Consider the following 19938-nt stretch of genomic DNA (forward strand, 5'->3'; position numbering starts at 1 on the left):
GCGGCTGCACGATGCCGGAGGTGGCGGAGCCGGAGGGCGAGCGCGCCTGCCAGAACTCCGGCCCCGGGAAGTAGGCGCCCTCGGGCACCTTGGGGTTGAACACGATGTGCGGCACCCTGCCGTCGGCCCACTGGGCGCCGAACAGCGACAGCAGCTCCGACCGGGCCCGCCGGGGCGACCAGCGGGCGTTGCCGATGGCCACGAAGGCGGAGTCCCAGCTCCACTGGTGGGGGTAGAGCCGCCGGGAGGGAACCGTGTAGCTGCCGTCCCAGTTGTCGACGAGGACACGTACCGCGTCGCGGAGGATCATAGGAATTTCCTGATGAAGGCGGCCGTCTCGGGCAGGACGACCTCGGGTTCGCCGCGCAGGCGGCATTCGAGGGCGAGGTAGCCGTCGTAGCCGACGGCGTCGAGGGTGGCGAGCTGCGCGCCCCAGTCGAGGTGCCCGGTGCCGGGCTGGTTGCGGTTGGACTCGCTGATCTGCATGTGCGCCAGGTAGGGGGCGGCCTCGGCCAGCGAGCGGCAGGGGTCGTCCTCCTCGATGTTCATGTGGTACGTGTCGCCGACGATCCTGATGGAGTCCATGGCGCAGTAGGACACGGCGTCGGCCAGCGTGTTGACCATGTGGTTCTCGTACCGGTTGAGCGGCTCCAGCATGATCAGCACGCCGTTGCGCTGGGCGTGCTCGCCGAGCACGGCCAGGGCCTCGGTGAGCACCTCGCGGTCCTGCTCGGGGCTGCGCGGCGGCTCGAACGGCGGCAGCCGGCGGGAGAACTGGCCCCAGGAGGCGGGGGTCATGACGCCGATGCCGCCCAGCTCGCCGATGACCGTGAGCTGCGACCTGAGCTGCTGGATCGCGTCGGTGCGCTTGGCCGCGTCGAAGTCGCCGATGAAGTGGGGCATGTCCACGCACACGGTCGGCATGACGACGCCGTCGGCCAGCGCCCGCTTGAGCTCGGTGAGGCGGCCGGCGAAGTGGAAGTCGCCCTTGCCGCGCAACTCGATGGCGTCGAACCCGGCGTCGACGGCGAAGGCGAACTTCTCCTGCAGGGACCGGCCGGGCAGGAGCTGCTCCTGGGCGGCGAGCTTCACTGTGACTCCTCGAAGGTGAAGACGAGCTGCAGCACCTCGGACTGGTGCTTGTCGATCAGGTCGAAGGCGTCGGCGGCGTCGTCGACCGGGACGACGTGGCTGATGAGGTCGTCGACCTCGACGTCGCCCCGGTGGACGGTCTCCATGAACGTGCGCTGCAGCCGCTCGACGTCCCACCGGTGCGCCAGCCAGGAGGCGACGCCGCCGATCTGCGAGGAGACGAGCTGCACCTGGTTGTGGTGGAACTCCTCGCCGAGCCGCAGGCCGATGCCGTCGCCCTGGTAGAAGCCGGCGGCCACGACCCGGCCGCCCTTGCGGACGGTGCGGATGGCCTCGTGCAGGCCGTGGTGGCTGCCGCTCAGCTCGATCGCGGTGTCGGCGCCCTCGATCCGCTTGCGGATGAGCTCGGCGACGGAGCCGGCCTGCACGTCGACGGTCTCGGCGGCGCCGTAGCGCCGGGCGAGCTCCAGCCGGGCCGGGATGGCGTCGGCGGCGACCACGCGGGCGCCGCTCAGCACGGCCAGGCGGGTGGCGAGCAGGCCGATGACGCCCTGGCCGAAGATCGCCACCTGGTCGCCGAAGTGGATGTCGGCGGCGTGCACGGCGTTGAGCGCGATGGCGCCGACGCGGGCGAAGACGCCGCTCAGCGGGGCCGCGCCGGGCGGCATGACGTGACCGACGAGCTTGTGGGCGGGCAGCACGGCCTCGGCCCGGTGGCCCCAGATGCCCCAGACGAGGCTGCCGACGGGCGGGTCGGCGACGTCGGGCGCCGCCTCCACCACTTCGCCGACCTCCTGGTAGCCCCAGCCGGTCAGCGGGTAGGCGTGGGTCTGGCCATCGAGGAAGAGACGCTGCTCGGTGTCCCACTTGTGATTGAGGTATGGATTGGTCCCGCGATAGGCGGTGAGCTCGGTGCCCGCGGAGACGCCCGAGTACATCGTACGAACCCGCACGCTGCCCGGAACGAGCTCGGCGGGCTGCTCCAGGCTTACGGAAACGTGACCTGGCTCTTGGAAGGTGATGACGCGCATTGCCCACACTTACGCTTTTTGATCAAACAAAAGTAAGAGATTTAGTGCTTGTTTGCACACCATAGTTGTGCTTGGAACACTCGTAAGTCTACGACTTCCGCCGAGGGCTCCGGATTACCTTGGGGTTTCTGATCGCCCGTCTTCAGGAAAGCGACCTTACCGGCATTGCACACCCCCTGGTCCAGCAGGGATATCAGGCGTGATCCAGGGCGGAAAAATCTTCGCCGAGATCAGACCGCCCCTTTGCCTCAGGGGTACAGGAGCCTTATCCCGAACCGGAGGAGCGTGCCATGCCGCAGAAGGTAACCGCCGTCCTCTCCGCCGCGCTGCTGGCAGCGACCTGCCTGGTGGCCTGCGGCGACGACGGCGAGCGGGCGGCCGACGAGATCACCGTCTGGACCGAGGAGAACCTCGAGGACCGGATGGCCGTCCAGCAGAAGATCATCGACGAGTTCACCCAGAAGACCGGCATCAAAGTCAAACTGGTCGGCGTGGCCGAGGACCAGTTCAGCCAGGTGGTCACCTCGGCGGCGGCGGCCGGCGACCTGCCCGACGTGATCGGCGCCCTGCCCCTGGCCTCCGTCCGCGAGCTGGAGTCCAACGAACTGCTCGACACCGAGACCCCCGCGAAGATCGTCGACCAGCTCGGGCGCGACACGTTCTCGGCGCGCGCCCTGGAGCTCGACTCCTCCGGCGGCAGGCTGCTGGCCGTGCCCAGCGACGGCTGGGCCCAGCTCATCCTCTACCGCAAGGATCTGTTCGAGAAGGCCGGGCTGCGTCCCCCCGACACCTACGAGGCGCTGCGGGCCGCGGCCGCCGAGCTCAACACCGGCGGCGTCGCCGGCATCACGCTGGCGATCGCGCCCAAGGACTCCTTCACCGCGCAGAGCTTCGAGCACGTCGCCCTGGCCAACGGCTGCCAGCTCGTCGACGGCTCCGGCAAGGTGGCGCTCGACTCGCCGCAGTGCGTGCGCGCCTTCGAGTTCTACGGCGACCTGGCCAGGAACCACTCCGTCAAGGGCATGCAGGACGTCGACTCCACCCGGGCCACGTACTTCTCCGGCAAGGCGGCCATGATGATCTGGTCGTCGTTCATCCTGGACGAGCTGGCCGGGCTGCGGAAGGACGCGCTGCCGAGCTGCCCGCAGTGCCGCGAGGACCCCGAGTGGCTGGCCGCCAACACCGGCGTCGTCACCGCGCTCAAGGGCCCCGACGGGAGCGCCCCCGCCCAGTTCGGCGAGGTCGTGTCCTGGGTCGTCATGCGTGACGCCGCCACGGACCCGGCCGCGAAGTTCGTCGCGTACATGATGAACGAGGGCTACGAGCGGTGGATCGGGATGGCCCCCGAGGGCAAGTTCCCCACCCGCGAGGGGTTCGCCGACAAGTGGCAGGCGCTGCCCGCCGGGGTCGACACCAAGAAGCCGCTGGCCGACGTCTACCCGGCCGAGGTGCTGGAGGCGCTGCGCACCAGCCCCGGCACGTTCGCCCGCTGGGGCATCCCGCAGGGGCAGGGCAAGCTGGTCGGCGCCACGATGGGCGAGCTGCCGGTGCCCAAGGCGCTGGCCGGCGTGGCCGACGGCTCGCTCACCCCGCAGGCCGCCGCCGCGCAGGCCAGGACCGAGGTCGAGACCATCAAGCGCGGGATCCGCGAATGAGCCGCGGGCGCACGCTGCGCGAGCAGGAGGGGCGGGCCGGGCTGGCGCTGATCTCGCCGACGCTCGTCATCACGCTGGTCGTGGTGGTGCTGCCGCTCCTGTGGGCGATCATGCTGGCGTTCCAGGACGTCCGGCTGATCAACATCCGCCAGGCGGGGCTGTTCGGCAACTACACGCTGGAGAACTTCACGTACGTGATCTCCGAGCCGGGGTTCTGGTCCGCGCTGGTCAACACACTCGTCTACACGGTCGCGGGCACCGCCCTGTCGATCGTGATCGGGCTGGTCGCGGCGCTGGCGCTGCGCGACAGGTTCCGGCTGCGGACGCTGGTCAGGGCCTCGATCCTGATCCCGTACGTGGCTCCGGTGGTGGCCGTCGCGTTCCTGTGGGAGACGATGCTCAATCCCCAGTACGGCATCGTCAACTCCTGGCTGGACGAGCCGATCGCCTTCCTCACCCAAGCCCGGGGCACGTTCCTGGGCCTGGAGGTGCCGGTGGCGCTGCTGACGGTGATCGCGTTCGAGGCGTGGCGCTACTTCCCGTTCGCGTTCCTGTTCCTGCTGGCCAGGCTCCAGGCGCTGCCGGCGGAGCTGGACGAGGCGGCGGTGGTCGACGGGGCCACGCCGACGCAGCGGTTCCGCTACGTGATCATGCCGCAGCTCTGGCGGATCATCGCGCTGCTGTCGGTGCTGCGGTTCGTCTTCACCTTCACCAAGTTCGACGACGTCTACCTGCTGACCGGCGGCGGAGCGGGCACGGAGGTGGTCAGCGTGCGGGTCTACAACTTCCTGACCGCGCGCGACGACATCGGGGCCTCGGCGGCGCAGGCGATCGTGCTCGCGGTCGTGCTGGTCGTGTTCCTGGTGCTCTACCTGCGCTTCTTCGGAGGTGGCGAACGTGAGCAGGGATAGGTTCGAGCGGGCGCTGCTCAAGGTGCTCAGGCCGCTGGTGATCCTCTTCCTCTTCGTGATCACCGCGTTCCCGTTCTACTACATGGTGATGCTGTCGTTCCGGGACATCCAGGAGCTCATCCTGGACCCGGGCTCGCTGTGGCCGGCGACGTTCACGCTCGACACGTACGCGAACGTGCTGGACCGGCAGGGGTTCCTGATCTTCATGCGCAACAGCGCGATCGTGGCCGTCGCCTCGGTTGCGGTCACGCTGCTGATCTCGATCCCGGGGGCGTACGCGGTGGCGCGGCTGCGCTTCTTCGGGCGGCGGCAGGTGCACTTCCTGTTCCTGGCCGTCTACCTGTTCCCGGCGATCGTGCTGGCCATCCCGCTGTTCGTGCTGTTCACGATGCTCGGGCTGCGGGGGTCGCTGGTCGGCCTGATTCTCGTCTATATCGCGCAAACCGTGCCAGTCACGGTATACATGCTCCGCAACTACTTCGAGACCGTGCCGCAGAGCGTCGAGGAGGCGGCGGCGATCGACGGCTGCACGCGCCTGTCGACCATCTGGCGGGTGGTGCTGCCGCTGTCCAAGCCGGCGCTCATGGCCACCGGTCTCTACGCGTTCATGATCGCTTGGAACGAGTTCCTGTTCGCCCTTCTCTTCCTGGTGGAGAGGCGGGAGAGCTGGACGGTCTCGCTGGGGCTCTCGCAGCTCGCGGGCAGCATCGAAATCCCGACCACGGTGCTCATGGCGGGATCGGTGGTGCTGACGCTGCCCATCGTGATCGTCTTCTTCGCCAGCGAGCGATTGCTGACGGAGGGGCTCACGGCAGGAGCGGAGAAGGGATAGACCATGCTGACGGCAGGGCAGGTCCTCCAGCTCATCCGCGACGGCTCCTGCCGCACCCGCAAGCAGCTGATCGAGTTCACCGGGCTGTCCCGCTCGACGATCACCGACCGGGTGGACCGGCTCATCGAGGCGGGCTACATCCACGAGTCGGGCGTGGCGTCCTCCGGGGGCGGGCGGCCGCCCTCGGTGCTCGACATCGACGCCGGCAGCCGGCTCGTGCTGGTGGCCGACCTCGGGGCCAGCCACGCCCGGGTGGCGCTGACCGACCTGGCGGCCCGGCCGCTGGCCGAGGAGCACACCGAGATGCGCATCGAGCGCGGCCCCGACGCGGTGCTGTCCTGGGTGCGGGAGGCGTTCCGGCGGCTGCTCGACCGCACCGGCCGCCCGGCCGCCCAGGTGTGCGGGATCGGCGTGGACCTGCCGGGCTCGGTCGACCACACCTCGGGCCGGGCCATCCGGTCGTTCCTCATGCCCGGCTGGGACGACCACCCGATCGGCCCGGCCGTCGGGGCGGACTTCGACGTGCCGATCCTGGTGGAGAACGACGCCAACGCGATGGCGCTGGGCGAGTGGTGGTCGTCGTGGCGGCACACCGACGCGCTCGTCCTGGTCAAGGTGTCCACCGGCATCGGCACCGGCATCGTGCTCAACGGCGGCATCTACCGGGGCGTGGAGGAGGCCGCGGGCAACATCGGCCACGTCCGGCTGCACGAGGCCGACGACCGGGTGTGCACGTGCGGCTCGCGCGGCTGCGTGGCGTCCCTGGCCAGCGGTCACGCGGTGGCCGCCGACCTGGGCATGGAGACCAGCCGCGACGTGGTCCGCCTGGTGCAGGCGGGCGACCCGGCGGCCATCGCGCGCACCCAGGAGGCCGGGCGGACGCTCGGCATCGTGCTGGCGACCGCGGTCAGCCTGCTCAACCCGGGCGTCCTGGTACTGGCCGGCGACATGGCCGAGACCGCCGAGCACTACCTGACGGGCATCCGGGAGAGCGTCTACCGGCGCAGCCTGCCGTACACGACCCGCAACCTGGAGATCGTCACGAGCTCGCTGGGCGACCGGGCGGGCATCGTGGGCACGGCGGTGCTCGTCATGGAGCACGTGCTGTCGCCGGAGGCGGTCGACGCGGCGCTGGCCGCCTCAGGCGGGCCGGCCCGCCCCGATCTGGCCGGCTAGCTCGGCCCTGGCGGTGAGCAGCGACGGCCCGTACCAGGTGAGCAGCCGCCCGCTGACCAGCGCGCACGGCAGGCCGGGGAAGCACTCGGGGCCGTCGTCCGCGCTGAAGGCGTACGGCTCGTCGGGGAGCACGACCAGGTCGGGCCGGGCCTCGACGAGCTCGGCGAGCGGGATCTTGGGGTAGCGCTCGGGGTGGCCGGCGTACAGGTTGTCGACGCCCAGGCGGGCGAGCACGTCGCCGGTGAACGTGTCGCGCCCCGCCACCATCCACGGCCGCCGCCAGACGGGCACGATCGCGGTCCGGCGCGGCCCCCGGTGCGGCTCGCGCCAGACCCGCTCGGCCCGGACGAGCCAGTCCGGCCGGGGCACCCGGCAGGCCAGCTCGAACATCCTGGCCAGCGAGGCGAACGCCTGGTCCACGGTCTCGATCCTGGTCACCCACACGGCCAGCCCGGCGGCGCGCATCGCCTCGAGGTCGGGGGGCCGGTTCTCCTCGGCGTTGGCCAGGACCACGTCGGGGCGCAGCGCGGTGATCGCGGCGAGGTCGGGGTTCTTGGTGCCCCTGACCCTGGTCACGTCCAGGCCGGGCGGGTGCGAGCACCAGTCGGTGGCCCCGACCAGCGCTTCGGGGACGGTCGCGGCGACCGATTCGGTGAGCGACGGCACCAGTGACACGATCCGGCCCACGGTGGCGGGCACGGGGACGCGTACCCCGGTGTCATCGACAAATTCGACGGAATCGCTCACAACAACACCCTAAATCCCCCCACGAAGGGATACATATCCATACAATCTTGAAATGTGAATCTGGGGGATCACCAGCACGAACCTCGGGGCTTCGATCCGACCAAGCCCAACGTCGCCCGGCTGTACGACTATTACCTGGGCGGCAAGGATCATTTCCCGGCCGATCGCGAGGCGGCCGAGCGCATCCTGAAGGTGGCGCCCGAAGTGCGGGCCGCCGCCCGGGCCAACCGCGCCTTCCTCGGCCGGGCCGTGCGGTTCCTGGCCGGCGAGGGCATCAGCCAGTTCCTCGACATCGGCACCGGACTGCCGTCGCAGGGCGCCGTGCACGAGGTGGCCAACTCCGTCTCGCCCGGCAGCCGCGTCGTCTACGTGGACCGCGACCCGGTCGTCATGGTGCACGCGCGGGCCATGCTCGCCTCCGACACCGACACGGTCGCCGTCGAGGGCGACCTGCGCAAGCCCCGGCAGATCCTCGACGACCCGGTGGTGCTGGACACCATCGACTTCAACCGGCCCGTCGGCGTGCTGCTCGTGGCCGTCATGCACTTCATCGCCGAGTCCGACGACCCGGCCGGCATCCTGCGCACGCTGCGCGAGGCCATGGCGCCCGGCAGCTACCTGGTCCTGTCCCACGGCACCAGCGACGCCCGCCGCGCCGCCGTCCGCAAGGGCACCGAGGTCTACCGCAACGCCACCGCGCCGCTGACGCTGCGCGACCGGGCCGGCATCGCCGCCATGTTCGACGGGTTCGACCTGGTGGACCCGGGACTGGTGTGGCTGCCCGAATGGCGTCCCGGCGAGACCGACGCGATCGACTTCACCGACGATCCCGCCTCGTCGCTCATCCTGTGCGGCGTGGGCAGAAGGGCCTGAGGCGATGCGGATCGGCCTGGCCGCGCCGCAGTACGGCAGGTTCGCCTCGCTGGAGAGCCTGCGCCTGGTGGCGCGCGAGGCCGAGGAGATGGGCTTCGCGAGCCTGTGGGTGGGCGACCGGCTGCTGACGCCGCTGGAGCCCAAGGACCGCTATCCCGGCGGCGACGGCTCGATCCCCGAGGCGCACGGCGTGTTCCTCGACCCGTTCGCGGTGCTGTCGGTGGCCGCCGCGACGACCTCGCGCATCCGGCTCGGCACCAGCGCGCTCAACGCCTGCTGGTACGCTCCCCCGCTGCTCGCCCGCTCGCTGACGACGATCGACCAGCTCAGCGGCGGCCGGCTGGACGTGGGGCTGGGGCTCGGCTGGTCGTCGGACGAGTACGCCGCCGTCGGCGTGCCCTGGAAGTCGAGGGCCGCCAGGTACGAGGCCACGCTCGACGCGCTGGAGGCCATCTGGCACACCGACCCGGTCGCCTACAGCGGCGAGCTGTGGACGGTGGCGCCCAGCCGCATCCACCCCAAGCCGGTCGGCCGCCCGCCGCTGCTGCTGGGCGGGTTCGCCCCCGACGCGCTGCGGCGCATCGGCCGCCGGGCCGACGGCTGGCTGACCGCCTCGCTGCCGATCCGGATGCTGACCTCGATGTGGGGCACGGTGCTGCGGGCCGCCGAGGAGGCGGGCCGCGACCCGGCGGCGCTGCGCATGGTGCTGCGCGCCAACCCGGTCGTCGAGGCGGGCGGCACGCCGCCCAGGAGCGGCACCGTGGCGCAGATCGCCGCCTATCTCGACGAGGCGGCGGCGGCCGGGGTCCACGAGTGCGTCCTGGACCTCCAGCACACCGCCGAGAACGCCCCGCACCTGCTGGAGCTGGCCGGGGAGTTCAGGTCCTACGTGAGCGCGGCCAGCGCGGCGTCGTAGTCGGGCTCCTGGGTGATCTCCGGGACGAGCTCGGAGTAGATCACGTTGTTGGCGCCGTCGAGCACGACCACCGCGCGGGCGGCGAGCCCGGCCAGCGGGCCGCTCTCCTGGGCCACCCCGTAGTCCTTGAGGAACGAGCGGCCGCGCATGAGCGACAGCGTGGTGACGTTGTCGAGGCCCTCGGCGCCGCAGAACCGCTTCTGGGCGAACGGCAGGTCGGCCGACACGCAGAGCACGGCCACGCCGGGGTGCTCGGCGGCGATCTGGTTGAAGCGGCGCACGGAGGCCGCGCACACGCCGGTGTCGACGCTCGGGAAGATGTTGAGCACCTTCACCGCGTCGCCGAAGTCAGCCAGCGTGCGGTCGGAGAGGTCGGCGCCGACCAGGCTGAACCCGGGCGCCGGGTCGCCCTGCTTGGGGAAGGAACCGCCCACGATGATGGGGTTTCCCTTGAACGTGACGTCGGACATGAAGCCTCCTGATGGCAGTGGAATCCCGCGTCCGGATCTTATCGTCCGCCGTCAGGCCCAGCCGTTGCGGGCGGCGTGCCAGCCGAGCTGCACCCGGGTGCGCAGCGACAGGTCGAGCCGGCCGAAGGCGACAAAGCCGCCTTCGGCCCCGAATCGTGACAGCACGGTTATCCGGCCGGTGAGCGCCCTAGACGTTGCGCCTGTACTGGCCTCCCGCCTCGAACAGCGCCTCGGTGATCTGGCCCAGCGAGCACACCCGGGCCGCCTCCATCAGCACCTCGAACGCGTTCTCCTCCGACATCGCCGCCTCCCGCAGCCGGGCCAGCGCCGCCGGGGCCTCGGCCCGGTTGCGCTCGTGGAAGGCGTGCAGCCGGTCGAGCTGCGAGCGCTTCTCCTCCTCGGTGCCCCGGGCCAGCTCCAGCTTGTGCGGGCCCGGCTCGTCGCCGCCCGGGTTGCGGAACGTGTTGACCCCGATGATCGGCAGCGACCCGTCGTGCTTGCGGGTCTCGTACAGCATGGACTCGTCCTGGATCCGGCCGCGCTGGTAGCCGGTCTCCATCGCGCCCAGCACGCCGCCCCGGTCCGACAGCCGCTCGAACTCGCGCAGCACCGCCTCCTCCACCAGGTCGGTGAGCTCGTCGATGATGTACGAGCCCTGCAGCGGGTTCTCGTTGCGCGCCAGGCCCCACTCCCGGTTGATGATCATCTGGATGGCCATGGCCCGGCGCACCGAGTCGGCCGACGGGGTGGTGACCGCCTCGTCGAAGGCGTTGGTGTGCAGGCTGTTGCAGTTGTCGTAGACGGCGATCAGCGCCTGGAGGGTGGTGCGGATGTCGTTGAAGTTCATCTCCTGGGCGTGCAGGGAGCGGCCCGAGGTCTGGACGTGGTACTTGAGCTTCTGCGACCGCTCGCCCGCGCCGTAGCGCTCGCGCATGGCCACCGCCCAGATGCGCCGGGCCACCCGGCCGAGCACGCTGTACTCGGGGTCCATGCCGTTGGAGAAGAAGAACGACAGGTTCGGCGCGAAGTCGTCCACGTTCATGCCCCTGGCCAGGTACGCCTCCACGTAGGTGAAGCCGTTGGCCAGGGTGAAGGCGAGCTGGCTGATGGGGTTGGCCCCGGCCTCGGCGATGTGGTAGCCGGAGATCGACACAGAGTAGAAGTTGCGCACCCCGTTGCGGATGAACCACTCCTGGATGTCGGCCATCATCCGCAGCGAGAACTCGGTGGAGAAGATGCAGGTGTTCTGGCCCTGGTCCTCCTTGAGGATGTCGGCCTGGACCGTGCCCCTGACCGTGGCCAGGGTCCGGGCCCTGAGATCGGCGGACTCGGCCTCGTCGGGCTCGCGGCCGTGCTCGTCGCGGAAGCGCTGGAGCGCCTGGTCGACGGCGGCGTTGAGGAAGAAGGCGAGGATCGTCGGGGCCGGGCCGTTGATCGTCATCGAGACCGAGGTGTTGGGCGCCGACAGGTCGAAGCCGTCGTAGAGCACCTTCATGTCGTCGAGGGTGGCGATCGACACCCCCGAAGTGCCCACTTTTCCGTAAATGTCGGGCCGGAGGTCGGGGTCGTTCCCGTACAGCGTCACCGAGTCGAACGCCGTCGACAGCCGGGTGGCCGGCTGGCCCTCCGACAGCAGCTTGAAGCGCCGGTTCGTGCGGAACGGGTCGCCCTCGCCGGCGAACATCCGCGTCGGGTCCTCGTCGTCCCTCTTGAACGCGAACACCCCGGCCGTGAACGGGAACCGGCCCGGCAGGTTCTCGCTCCGCAGGAACCTGAGCAGCTCCCCGTGGTCCTCGTAACGCGGCAGCGCCACGCGCGGGATGCGGTTGCCCGACAGGGTCTCGCGCCACAGCGGCGTGTGGATCTCCCGGTCACGCACCTTCACCACGAGCTCGTCGGCCGTGTACTGCTCCTTAGTGGCGGGCCAGCTCTCCAGCAGGGCGCGGCTCTCGTCGCTCAACTCCGCCTCGGCCCGCGCCGACAGCTCGTCGAGGCGGTCGTCCTCCAGCAGCGCGCTCACGGCGGCGAGCTGCTGGCGGCGGCGGGCCACCTCCATCTGGGCCCGCGTCTCCTCGTGGTAGCCGCGCACGGTCTCGGCGATCTCCGCCAGGTAGCGGACCCTGGCCGGCGGCACGATCGCCGCCGACGCCTGCGACGTGCGCCCGCGCACCGGCGCGAGCAGCCCGGGACCGGCCGGCATGCCCTTGTCCACCAGCAGCTCCTTCAGGTGCTGGTAGAGCGCGGTCACGCCCGCGTCGTTGTAGCGGGCCGCGATCGTGCCGAAGACCGGCATCTCCTCCGGGGAGACGCCGAACGCCTCCCGGTTGCGCACCAGCTGCCGCCGTACGTCACGCAGCGCGTCCTCGGCCCCGCGCCGCTCGTACTTGTTGATCACCACGGCCTCGGCGAAGTCGAGCATGTCGATCTTCTCCAGCTGCGAGGCCGCGCCGAACTCCGGCGTCATCACGTAGATCGGCACGTCCACGTGCGGCACGATGCCCGCGTCGCCCTGGCCGATGCCCGGCGTCTCCACCACCACCAGGTCGTAACCGGCGGCCCGGCAGGCGGCGATCACGTCGTCCAGGCAGGCCGGCACCTCGTTGGCGGCGCCCCGGGTGGCCAGGGAGCGGAAGTACGTCTGCGGGCTCAGGCTGTTCATCCTGATGCGGTCGCCGAGCAGCGCGCCGCCGCCCCGCCGCCGCGTCGGGTCGATGGCGATGACCGCGATGCGCAGCTTGTCGTCGTTGTCCACGCGGAGCCGGCGCACCAGCTCGTCGGTGAGCGACGACTTGCCCGACCCGCCGGTGCCCGTGATGCCCAGCACCGGAGCCGAACGGCCCGCCGCCCGCACCCCCTCGACCAGCCCGGCCGGCGCCCGGCCCGCCTCGATCAGCGTGATCGCCCTGGCCAGCGCCGCCTGGTCGCCCGACACCACCGCCTCGACCGACGGGGCCTCGTCCAGCTCGACGTCGCACTCCTCGATCAGCTTGTTGATCATCCCGGGCAGCCCGAGCCGCTGCCCGTCCTCCGGCGAGAAGATGCGCGTGACACCCCGCTCGTGCAGCAGGTCGATCTCGTCCTGCACGATCACCCCGCCACCGCCGCCGTACACCTTGACGTGCCCGGCGCCGCGCTCGCGCAGCAGGTCCACCAGGTAGGAGAAGAACTCCACATGCCCGCCCTGGTACGAGCTGATCGCCACCCCCTGGACGTCCTCCTGGATGGCGGCTGTGACGATCTCGTCCACCGATCGGTTGTGCCCGAGGTGGATCACCTCGGCGCCCTGGGTCTGCAGGATGCGCCGCATGATGTTGATGGCCGCGTCATGGCCGTCGAACAGCGCTGCCGCTGTCACGAATCGGACCGGGTTGACCGGAACGTGCACGCCTGATCACTCCTTCGTGGGGCCCTGATTCGAAGATACTAGGACGTCCTACTAATTCCCAAGGTGCCCTGGTGGGTAGGGGTGAAGCATGCGTGCGATCACATTCGTGCCGGGCAAGCAGGGCACGCTCGGCGTCACAGAGGTTCCCGAGCCGGAGCCGGGGGCGGGCGAACTGCTCGTCCAGGGCCTCGCACTCGGCATATGCGGCACCGACCGCGAGCTCATCTCCGGCGAGTACGGCTGGCCGCGCCAGGAGCCCATGATCCTCGGCCACGAATCACTCGGCCGGGTGCTCCAGGTTCCCGACGGCTCCGCCTACTCCCCCGGCGACCTCGTCGTCGGCGTCGTCCGCCGCCCCGACCCCGTACCCTGCGGCGCCTGCGCCCGCGGCGAGTTCGACATGTGCCGCAACGGCGAATACACCGAGCGCGGCATCAAGGAACGCGACGGCTACGGCAGCGAGCGCTGGACCGTCGAAGCCGCCTACGCCGTCAAGATCGACCCCGCGCTCGGCACCCTCGGCGTCCTCGTTGAACCCGCCTCCGTCGTCGCCAAGGCCTGGGAGCACATCGAGGCCATCGGCTCCCGCGCCTGGTTCGAGCCCCGCACCGTCCTCGTCACCGGCGCCGGGCCCATCGGACTGCTCGGCGCCCTGCTCTCCCGCCAGCGCGGCCTGGAGGTCCACGTCCTCGACCGCGCCGCCGACGGCATCAAACCCGCCCTCGTCGCCGACCTCGACGCCACCTACCACGCCGCCAGCGACCTCAAGGCCGTCGGCTTCAAACCGGACATCATCCTCGAATGCACCGGCGCCGGGCCGCTCGTCTTCGACGCCATGCTCAACACCGCCGAAGCCGGCATCGTCTGCCTCGCCGGCGTCTCCGCCGGCGGCCGGCCCATCAGCGCCGACGCCGGGCAGATCAACCGCGACATCGTCCTGGAGAACGACGTCGTCTTCGGCACCGTCAACGCCAACCTGCGCCACTACCGCGCCGCCGCCGACGCGCTCTCCCAGGCGGACCCCGCCTGGCTCGAACGCCTCATCACCCGCCGCCTCCCCCTGGACCGCGCCCCGGAAGCCCTCGAACGCGGCCAGGACGTCAAGGTGGTCATCGACCTGACCACCTGACCCACCCCGCGGCGCGGCCGATCCCTCCCCCCGGAAGGGTCCACCCGCCCGAAGCCGAGGCAACCGGGTGCGCACCCGGGCGCGCCCTGGTCCGGGGTGTGCCCTCCCCCGGAGACGCCGCGCCACCCAGCGGCCACCGCCCCAGCGAGGCACCGAACCTGGGCCCGCCCTCTCCCCGAAGACGCCGCGCCACCCAGCAGCCACCGCCCCAGCGAGGCACCGACCCTGGGCCCGCCCTCTCCCCGAAGACGCCGCGCCACCCAGCAGCCACCGCCCCAGCGGGGCACCGACCCTGGGCCTGCCCTCCCCCCGAAGACGCCGCGCCACCCACCGGTGCCGTACCCGGGTACTCCTGCCCCGGGAGGGTTCTGCCGGGAGGTGGGGTCAGGGGTTGGGGTTGTAGGGGTGGCGGCGGGTGGGGGTGGCGCCTACGGGGACGCGTGGGGCCGCGGGGTCCGCGGACGGCGGCTGGGCGGGCTCCGGAGGCGCGGGGGGCGTTGGCGCGTTCCAGGGGCCGGTGAGGCGGCGGTGGTGGCCCGCGCGGCGGCCGGCGACGCGGAAGGAGACCACAACGGTGGTGACGATGATGACGGCGAGCAGCGCCAGCGGACCGCCGAGCGCGTCGAAGGGCGAGGCGGCGGGCGGGTCGGCGCGTTCGCGGAGGGGGAACGGCTGCTGGCTGGAGCGGATCTCGCTCAGCTCGGCGTTGGCCTTGACGACGCGCGGCAGCCCGTACCCGACGACCTTGTCGGTTTCGCGGACCTTGCGCTTGAGCCAGACGCGGTCCACGTTGGCCTCGATGGTGTGGATCTTCTTGCCGGCGACGCGTTCGACGATGCCGACGTGGTCGACGCCCTTGTAGCTGTCACCGCCGCGCCAGTCGAAGAAGACCAGGGCCCCCGGTTCGGGTTTGCGCGTCCAGGCGCCCTGTTTGATGAACCAGACCGCGTGGGAGGGTGTCCAGGCGAACTGGCCGACGTATTCGCCGACGCCTGCCTTGTCGGCGGCCCAGGCGATGAACATGTCGCACCAGGCGGCGTTCTTGTACTGCGGATCCTGCACCCGGTCGGCGTACCAGTGGCCGAACTTGGTGTGCTGGCCGGACTTCTCCCGGTAGCCGAGTTCCTTACGGACGGTGGCGAGTAACTCTTCCGCGATCGGGTCCAGCTCGACTCCCCCCAGAAATGTGGCAGATCATGATGGACTGTAATAGCGACATCACGACCACGCGCAGAGCATTCCGAAAGTGTCTAGCCATGAGGGGAAATAACGGTCTTGTGGCTGGTGGGACAGGAGTCCGGATTACGCCCCGGCGCCTACCCGGAAGACCTGCGTGTCGCCCGCGCCCGCCGCGACGACGTCGGCCACGATGACCGTCACGTTGTCGGGCGAACCGCCCTCGTTGGCAAGATCGATGAGCCTCTGGACGGCCGCCGCCGGGTCTGCCACCGTGGTCAGCACCTCGTGCAGGACCTCGGGCCCGAGCACGGTGGTGAGCCCGTCGGAGCAGAGGAGATAGCGATCGTCCGGGTCGGCCTCGCGCAGCGCCATGTCGGGCTCCGCCCTGCCCTCGCTGCCGAGGACGCGCAGCACCATCGAGCGGCGGGGGTGCACGGCGGCCTGGTCCTCCGTGATGCGCCCTTCGTCCACCATCGACTGCACAAGTGTGTGATCCTTGGTCATCTGGTAAAGAGCACCATCGCGAAGCAGGTATCCGCGGGAGTCGCCCAGATGAGCCAGAGCGAACCGGTAGCCGTCCCACAGCATGGCGGTGACCGTGGTGCCCATCCCCCTGCGCGCCGGGTCGATGTCGGCCAGCTCGACCAGCCTGCGCGCGGCCTCGTGCACGGCCCCTTCGAGCGCGGCCTCCAGGTCGGTGCCCGTCTCGGGAAGCGTGGCGTCCAGCTCGCGCATCACCGCGATCGCCGCCGAGCTCGCCAGCTCGCCGGCGGCGTGCCCGCCCATCCCGTCCGCCACCACGAGCAACCGGCCGCTCGCATAGCCAGAATCCTCGTTCTGCTCCCTGCGGCGGCCCACGTCTGATCCGGCGGCATAGCGGATGTTGTGCTTCATACCTGCAGTAAATCACTGGTTGAAAGACTTCACAAGCAGATGCGCTGAAGACTCGGTTGAACTAGTCTGACCCTCATGAGCCACGACCCGACCCTGAACGCCGGGGACATCGCCCGGCTCGCCGGTGTCGGGCGTGCCGCGGTGAGCAACTGGCGCCGCCGCCACGACGACTTCCCCGCCCCCATCGGCGGAACCGCCAACCAGCCCCTCTTTTCGCTGCCTCAGGTCGAGGACTGGCTGCGCCGCTATGGGAAGTCCTACCAGGTCTCCCTGGCGGATCGGGCATGGCAACGCCTGAAAGCCGCGGGCGATTTGCGGCTCGGCGAGGTCGTCGCCCAGGCCGGGGCGCTGCTGACCACCGGTGAGAGCGAGCTGGAGCCCGAGTCGGCCTCGCTCGTGTCGGAGCTGGCCGAGCGGCATGGGGCGCTGACGGCGTACGAGTTCCTGGTGGAGCGCTATCTGGAGGCCCACTCCCGGCAACTGTCGGTCACCCGCGACGACGTCGCGGAGCTGATGGTCCGCCTGGTGCCGCCGGGCGAGGGCGTGCCGCGCGTGCTCGACCCCGCCTGCGGGGTCGGCACGCTGCTGCTGGCGGCCGGCGACGCGCGGGTGCTCGGGCAGGAGCTGAGCGAGACGTCCGCCGCCATCGCCACCGCGCGGCTGCGCCTGCGCGGGGCCGAGACGACGATCGTGGCGGGCGACGCGATGCGTCACGACGGCTTCCCCGGCGACCGGGCCGACGCCGTGCTGTGCGACCCGCCGTTCAACGAGCGGGCCTGGGGCTACGAGGAGCTGGTCGGCGACCCCCGCTGGGAGTACGGGCTGCCGCCGCGCGGCGAGCCGGAGCTGGCCTGGGTCCAGCACTGCCTCACCCACGTCAGGCCGGGCGGCCTGGTCGCGATCCTCATGCCTCCGGCCGCTGCCAGCCGCAAGGCCGGCCGCCGCATCCGCGCCAACCTGCTCAGGGCGGGCGCGCTGCGCGCGGTCATCGCGCTGCCGGGCGCCGACCTGTGGCTGCTGCGCCGCCCGGCGGCCGGTGAGCGCCCGCCGTCCGACGTGCTGATCCTCGACGCGGCCGCCGACATGTCCCTCGTCGAGCCCGCCTGGCGGGCCTACCTGGCCGACGGCTCGGGCCAGGCGGTGCGGATCATCGACCTGCTGGCCGACGAGGTCGACATGACCCCGGCCCGCCACCAGCGCCGCGACGACGTGGGCCGGGCCTTCGCCGAGGCGCGCGACCGGTTCCTGGCCGCCGCCGCCGCGCCGCCCGACCTCAAGGTGCTCGACGAGCCGCTCGACCAGCCCGCCACCACGATCGGCGACCTGATCAAGGAGGGCCTGGTGAGCGTGTTCCAGGCACCGCCTCGGATGGCCGCCGAGGGCGGCGACGTGCCCGTGCTCACGGCCGACGACGTGGCCGGCGACGCGCCGCCGTCGGGCCTGACCACGGCCCAGAAGGGGCTGGTGGCCGTCGAGCCGGGCGACGTCGTGGCCTCCTACTCCAGCGTGCGCGTCATGGCGGGCGGCGGGATGGTGCTGGGCCCCCACCTGACGCTCTACCGGGTCGACGCGCGGCGGCTCGACGCCGACTTCCTGGCCGGGTTCCTGCGGGCGGCGGGCAGCCGGGCGACCACCGGTTCCAGCAGGTTCGACGTGCGGCGCACCCGCCTGCCGAGGCTCCCGCTCAAGGACCAGCGGGCCTACGGCGAGGCGTTCCGGCAGCTCGCCGTGCTGGAGGACGCGCTGCGGGAGACGTCCGCGCTGGGCCAGACGCTGATCCGGCTGGGCCTGGACGGGCTCACGGGCGGCCACCTGCACCCGCAGTCCTGACGGTGTAGTTTTTCCCGGAAGGATGCGGGAGGGGGGACTTGTGGTCATCGGCGACCGCTATGAGCTCGACGACCTCCCCCTCGGCCAGGGCGGCATGGGCGCCGTCTACGCGGGTCATGACCGTCACCTCGACCGGCGCGTGGCCGTCAAGCTCCTCCGCCTGCCCAGCGGCCCCGACCAGGAGCTGGAGCGCCGGTTCATCCGCGAGGCCCGCATCCTGGCCAGGCTGGAGCACCCCGGCGCGCCCGTCCTGTACGACTTCGGCACCCACGAGCAGCGGCTCTTCCAGGTGATGCAGTTCATCGAGGGCGTCACGGTGGCCGACGTGGTGAGCGAGCACGGGCCGCTGCCGGTGCCGTGGGCCGTCGCGATCGCCGCCCAGGCGTGCGCGGTGCTGTCGGCGGCGCACGCGCTGGCGATCTGCCACCGCGACCTGAAGCCGACGAACCTGATGCTCTGCCCCGACGGCAGCGTCAAGGTGCTGGACTTCGGGCTGGCCATGCTCCGCGACGCCGACGTGACGACGTTCACCCGCATCGGCCAGATCCTCGGCACGCCCGCCTACATGGCCCCCGAGCAGATCCAGCACGGCATCGCCGAGCCCCGCAGCGACCTCTACGCGCTGGGCTGCGTGCTGCACGAGATGCTGACCGGCAGGCAGCTGTTCACCGGGCCCACCGACTACGTGGTGTTCGAGAAGCAGGTCAAGGAGCGGCCGCCCGCCGTGCCCGGGGTGCCCGCCGGGCTGGGCGCGCTGCTCGGGCAGCTCCTGGAGAAGAACCCGGGCGACCGGCCCCGCGACGCCCACGAGCTCTACCGGCTGCTGGAGCCGTTCGCGGTGTCGCTGCCGATGCTGCCGGGCTTCCTCGCCCGGTCCCCGAGCCCGGGGCGCATGTACGCCCGGATGGTGGGGCGGGTGCTGAGCTGATGGAGGCGTTCGAGGAGCACCGTGACCACCTGTGGGCCGTCGCGTACCGGATTCTCGGCACCGTGGCCGACGCCGACGACGCCGTGCAGGAGACGTGGCTGCGCTGGCGGCAGGCCGACCGCCAGGCGGTGAGCGACGCGCGCGCGTACCTGACCACGGCCGTGAGCCGGGTCTGCTACGACCTGCTGACCTCCGCCCGCGCCCGCCGGGAGTCCTACGTCGGCGAGTGGCTGCCCGAGCCGGTCGTCGCCGAGCTCGGCCCCGAGGACCGGGTGACCCTGGACGATTCGGTCAGCCTCGCCCTGCTCGCCGTGCTGGAACGGCTCTCCCCGGCGGAGCGGACGGCGTTCGTGCTGCACGACGCGTTCGAGGTGCCGTTCGAGGAGATCGGCGAGATCCTCGGGCGCAGCCCCGGGGCCGTGCGGCAGCTCGCGTCGCGGGCCCGCGCGCGCGTGCAGGAGTACGCGCCGCGCGGCACCGCCGACCGCGCCGCGCACCTGAAGGTCGTGGAGGCGTTCGCGGCGGCGGCGACCTCGGGCGACCTGCCGGGGCTGGTCGCGGTGCTCGACCCGGGCGTGGTGTGGCGGGCCGACGGCGGCGGCGTGGTCACGGCCGCGGCGGTGCCGGTGGTGGGCTCCGATCGGGTCGCCAGGATGGTCCTGGGCATGGTCGAGCGCTGGTTCGACGGCATGACGGCCGAGTTCCTCGACGTCAACGGGGCTCCGGGCGTGGTCATCCGCGACGGCGACGGGGTCCCCGACAGCGTGATGGCCTTCGTGGTCTCCGGTGGCCGCGTCGTCCAGGTCGACGTCGTACGCAATCCCGCCAAGCTGCGCAACGTGTGACGCACCTCACTCAGACATCGCGTCCGCCGGCGCCGTCTCCCTTGC

Annotated in this window: 17 protein-coding genes; 10 read left to right on the top strand and 7 right to left on the bottom strand. The window is 71.4% G+C overall.

What is annotated here, in order from left to right; translation table 11 throughout:
* Nucleotides 1–306 precede the first annotated feature (306 nt).
* Complete coding sequence (locus tag AB0J53_RS32280) at nucleotides 307–1092, bottom strand: sugar phosphate isomerase/epimerase family protein (RefSeq protein WP_219505520.1); 786 nt, start codon at nucleotides 1090–1092, stop codon at nucleotides 307–309.
* On the bottom strand, nucleotides 1089–2123 hold the full coding sequence (locus tag AB0J53_RS32285) for a zinc-binding alcohol dehydrogenase (protein WP_219505518.1): 1035 nt from the start codon (nucleotides 2121–2123) through the stop codon (nucleotides 1089–1091). The genes AB0J53_RS32280 and AB0J53_RS32285 overlap by 4 nt, the downstream gene beginning before the upstream one ends.
* A gap of 290 nt (nucleotides 2124–2413) precedes the next feature.
* On the opposite strand from AB0J53_RS32285, the gene AB0J53_RS32290 reads away from it, so the two are divergent.
* Genes AB0J53_RS32290 through AB0J53_RS32305 form a run of 4 tightly spaced genes read left to right on the top strand, consistent with a single transcriptional unit; the run spans nucleotide 2414 to nucleotide 6697 of the window.
* On the top strand, nucleotides 2414–3778 hold the full coding sequence (locus AB0J53_RS32290; RefSeq protein ID WP_364179397.1) for an extracellular solute-binding protein: 1365 nt from the start codon (nucleotides 2414–2416) through the stop codon (nucleotides 3776–3778).
* Complete coding sequence (locus tag AB0J53_RS32295; RefSeq protein WP_219505506.1) at nucleotides 3775–4689, top strand: sugar ABC transporter permease; 915 nt, start codon at nucleotides 3775–3777, stop codon at nucleotides 4687–4689. Before AB0J53_RS32290 ends, AB0J53_RS32295 begins: the two co-directional genes overlap by 4 nt.
* A complete protein-coding gene (locus AB0J53_RS32300; RefSeq protein ID WP_308125767.1) occupies nucleotides 4676–5521 on the top strand; it encodes a carbohydrate ABC transporter permease in 846 nt (281 codons plus the stop codon). Before AB0J53_RS32295 ends, AB0J53_RS32300 begins: the two co-directional genes overlap by 14 nt.
* Before the next feature lie 3 nt (nucleotides 5522–5524).
* A complete protein-coding gene (locus AB0J53_RS32305; protein WP_364179400.1) occupies nucleotides 5525–6697 on the top strand; it encodes an ROK family transcriptional regulator in 1173 nt (390 codons plus the stop codon).
* Here AB0J53_RS32305 and AB0J53_RS32310 read toward each other — a convergent pair.
* Nucleotides 6662–7444: a helical backbone metal receptor gene (locus AB0J53_RS32310; RefSeq protein WP_364179402.1), complete on the bottom strand. Its 783-nt coding sequence runs from the start codon at nucleotides 7442–7444 to the stop codon at nucleotides 6662–6664. The genes AB0J53_RS32305 and AB0J53_RS32310 overlap by 36 nt on opposite strands.
* Nucleotides 7445–7498: 54 nt before the next feature.
* On the opposite strand from AB0J53_RS32310, the gene AB0J53_RS32315 reads away from it, so the two are divergent.
* Nucleotides 7499–8317: an SAM-dependent methyltransferase gene (locus AB0J53_RS32315; RefSeq protein ID WP_308125766.1), complete on the top strand. Its 819-nt coding sequence runs from the start codon at nucleotides 7499–7501 to the stop codon at nucleotides 8315–8317.
* A gap of 4 nt (nucleotides 8318–8321) precedes the next feature.
* Nucleotides 8322–9233 (top strand): TIGR03619 family F420-dependent LLM class oxidoreductase, encoded by a 912-nt coding sequence (locus AB0J53_RS32320; RefSeq protein ID WP_364179404.1) that lies wholly within the window; start codon nucleotides 8322–8324, stop codon nucleotides 9231–9233.
* Here AB0J53_RS32320 and tpx read toward each other — a convergent pair.
* Entirely contained in the window at nucleotides 9203–9703 is a 501-nt protein-coding gene (tpx, locus tag AB0J53_RS32325) for a thiol peroxidase (protein ID WP_219505497.1), read from the bottom strand. The two genes, AB0J53_RS32320 and tpx, sit on opposite strands and share 31 nt — an antisense overlap.
* Before the next feature lie 187 nt (nucleotides 9704–9890).
* Nucleotides 9891–13088, bottom strand: coding sequence for a fused isobutyryl-CoA mutase/GTPase IcmF (gene icmF, locus AB0J53_RS32330; protein WP_364179407.1), 3198 nt, complete (start codon nucleotides 13086–13088; stop codon nucleotides 9891–9893).
* A gap of 88 nt (nucleotides 13089–13176) precedes the next feature.
* Between icmF and AB0J53_RS32335 the strand changes: the two genes are divergently transcribed.
* Complete coding sequence (locus AB0J53_RS32335) at nucleotides 13177–14217, top strand: glucose 1-dehydrogenase (protein WP_364179409.1); 1041 nt, start codon at nucleotides 13177–13179, stop codon at nucleotides 14215–14217.
* A gap of 384 nt (nucleotides 14218–14601) precedes the next feature.
* Here AB0J53_RS32335 and AB0J53_RS32340 read toward each other — a convergent pair whose 3' ends face one another.
* The gene (locus AB0J53_RS32340; protein ID WP_364179411.1) at nucleotides 14602–15279 is read right to left on the bottom strand and encodes a CHAP domain-containing protein; all 678 of its coding nucleotides are present in this window, start codon (nucleotides 15277–15279) and stop codon (nucleotides 14602–14604) included.
* 240 nt (nucleotides 15280–15519) lie between these two features.
* Nucleotides 15520–16290, bottom strand: coding sequence for a protein phosphatase 2C domain-containing protein (locus AB0J53_RS32345; protein WP_219505488.1), 771 nt, complete (start codon nucleotides 16288–16290; stop codon nucleotides 15520–15522).
* Nucleotides 16291–16365: 75 nt separating this feature from the next.
* Here AB0J53_RS32345 and AB0J53_RS32350 point away from each other — a divergent pair, with 75 nt between their 5' ends.
* From AB0J53_RS32350 to sigJ, 3 genes are read left to right on the top strand one after another with little or no spacing between them, the layout of a single operon-like run.
* Complete coding sequence (locus AB0J53_RS32350) at nucleotides 16366–18120, top strand: N-6 DNA methylase (protein WP_364179414.1); 1755 nt, start codon at nucleotides 16366–16368, stop codon at nucleotides 18118–18120.
* 40 nt (nucleotides 18121–18160) lie between these two features.
* Nucleotides 18161–19048, top strand: coding sequence for a serine/threonine-protein kinase (locus tag AB0J53_RS32355; RefSeq protein WP_219505484.1), 888 nt, complete (start codon nucleotides 18161–18163; stop codon nucleotides 19046–19048).
* Nucleotides 19048–19893 carry an RNA polymerase sigma factor SigJ gene (sigJ, locus tag AB0J53_RS32360; RefSeq protein WP_364179416.1) on the top strand — a complete coding sequence of 282 codons (846 nt, stop codon included), beginning with the start codon at nucleotides 19048–19050 and terminating at the stop codon, nucleotides 19891–19893. Before AB0J53_RS32355 ends, sigJ begins: the two co-directional genes overlap by 1 nt.
* The last annotated feature ends 45 nt before the right edge of the window (nucleotides 19894–19938 follow it).

Source organism: Nonomuraea sp. NPDC049725 (assembly GCF_040674795.1).
GTDB lineage: Bacteria > Actinomycetota > Actinomycetes > Streptosporangiales > Streptosporangiaceae > Nonomuraea > Nonomuraea ceibae.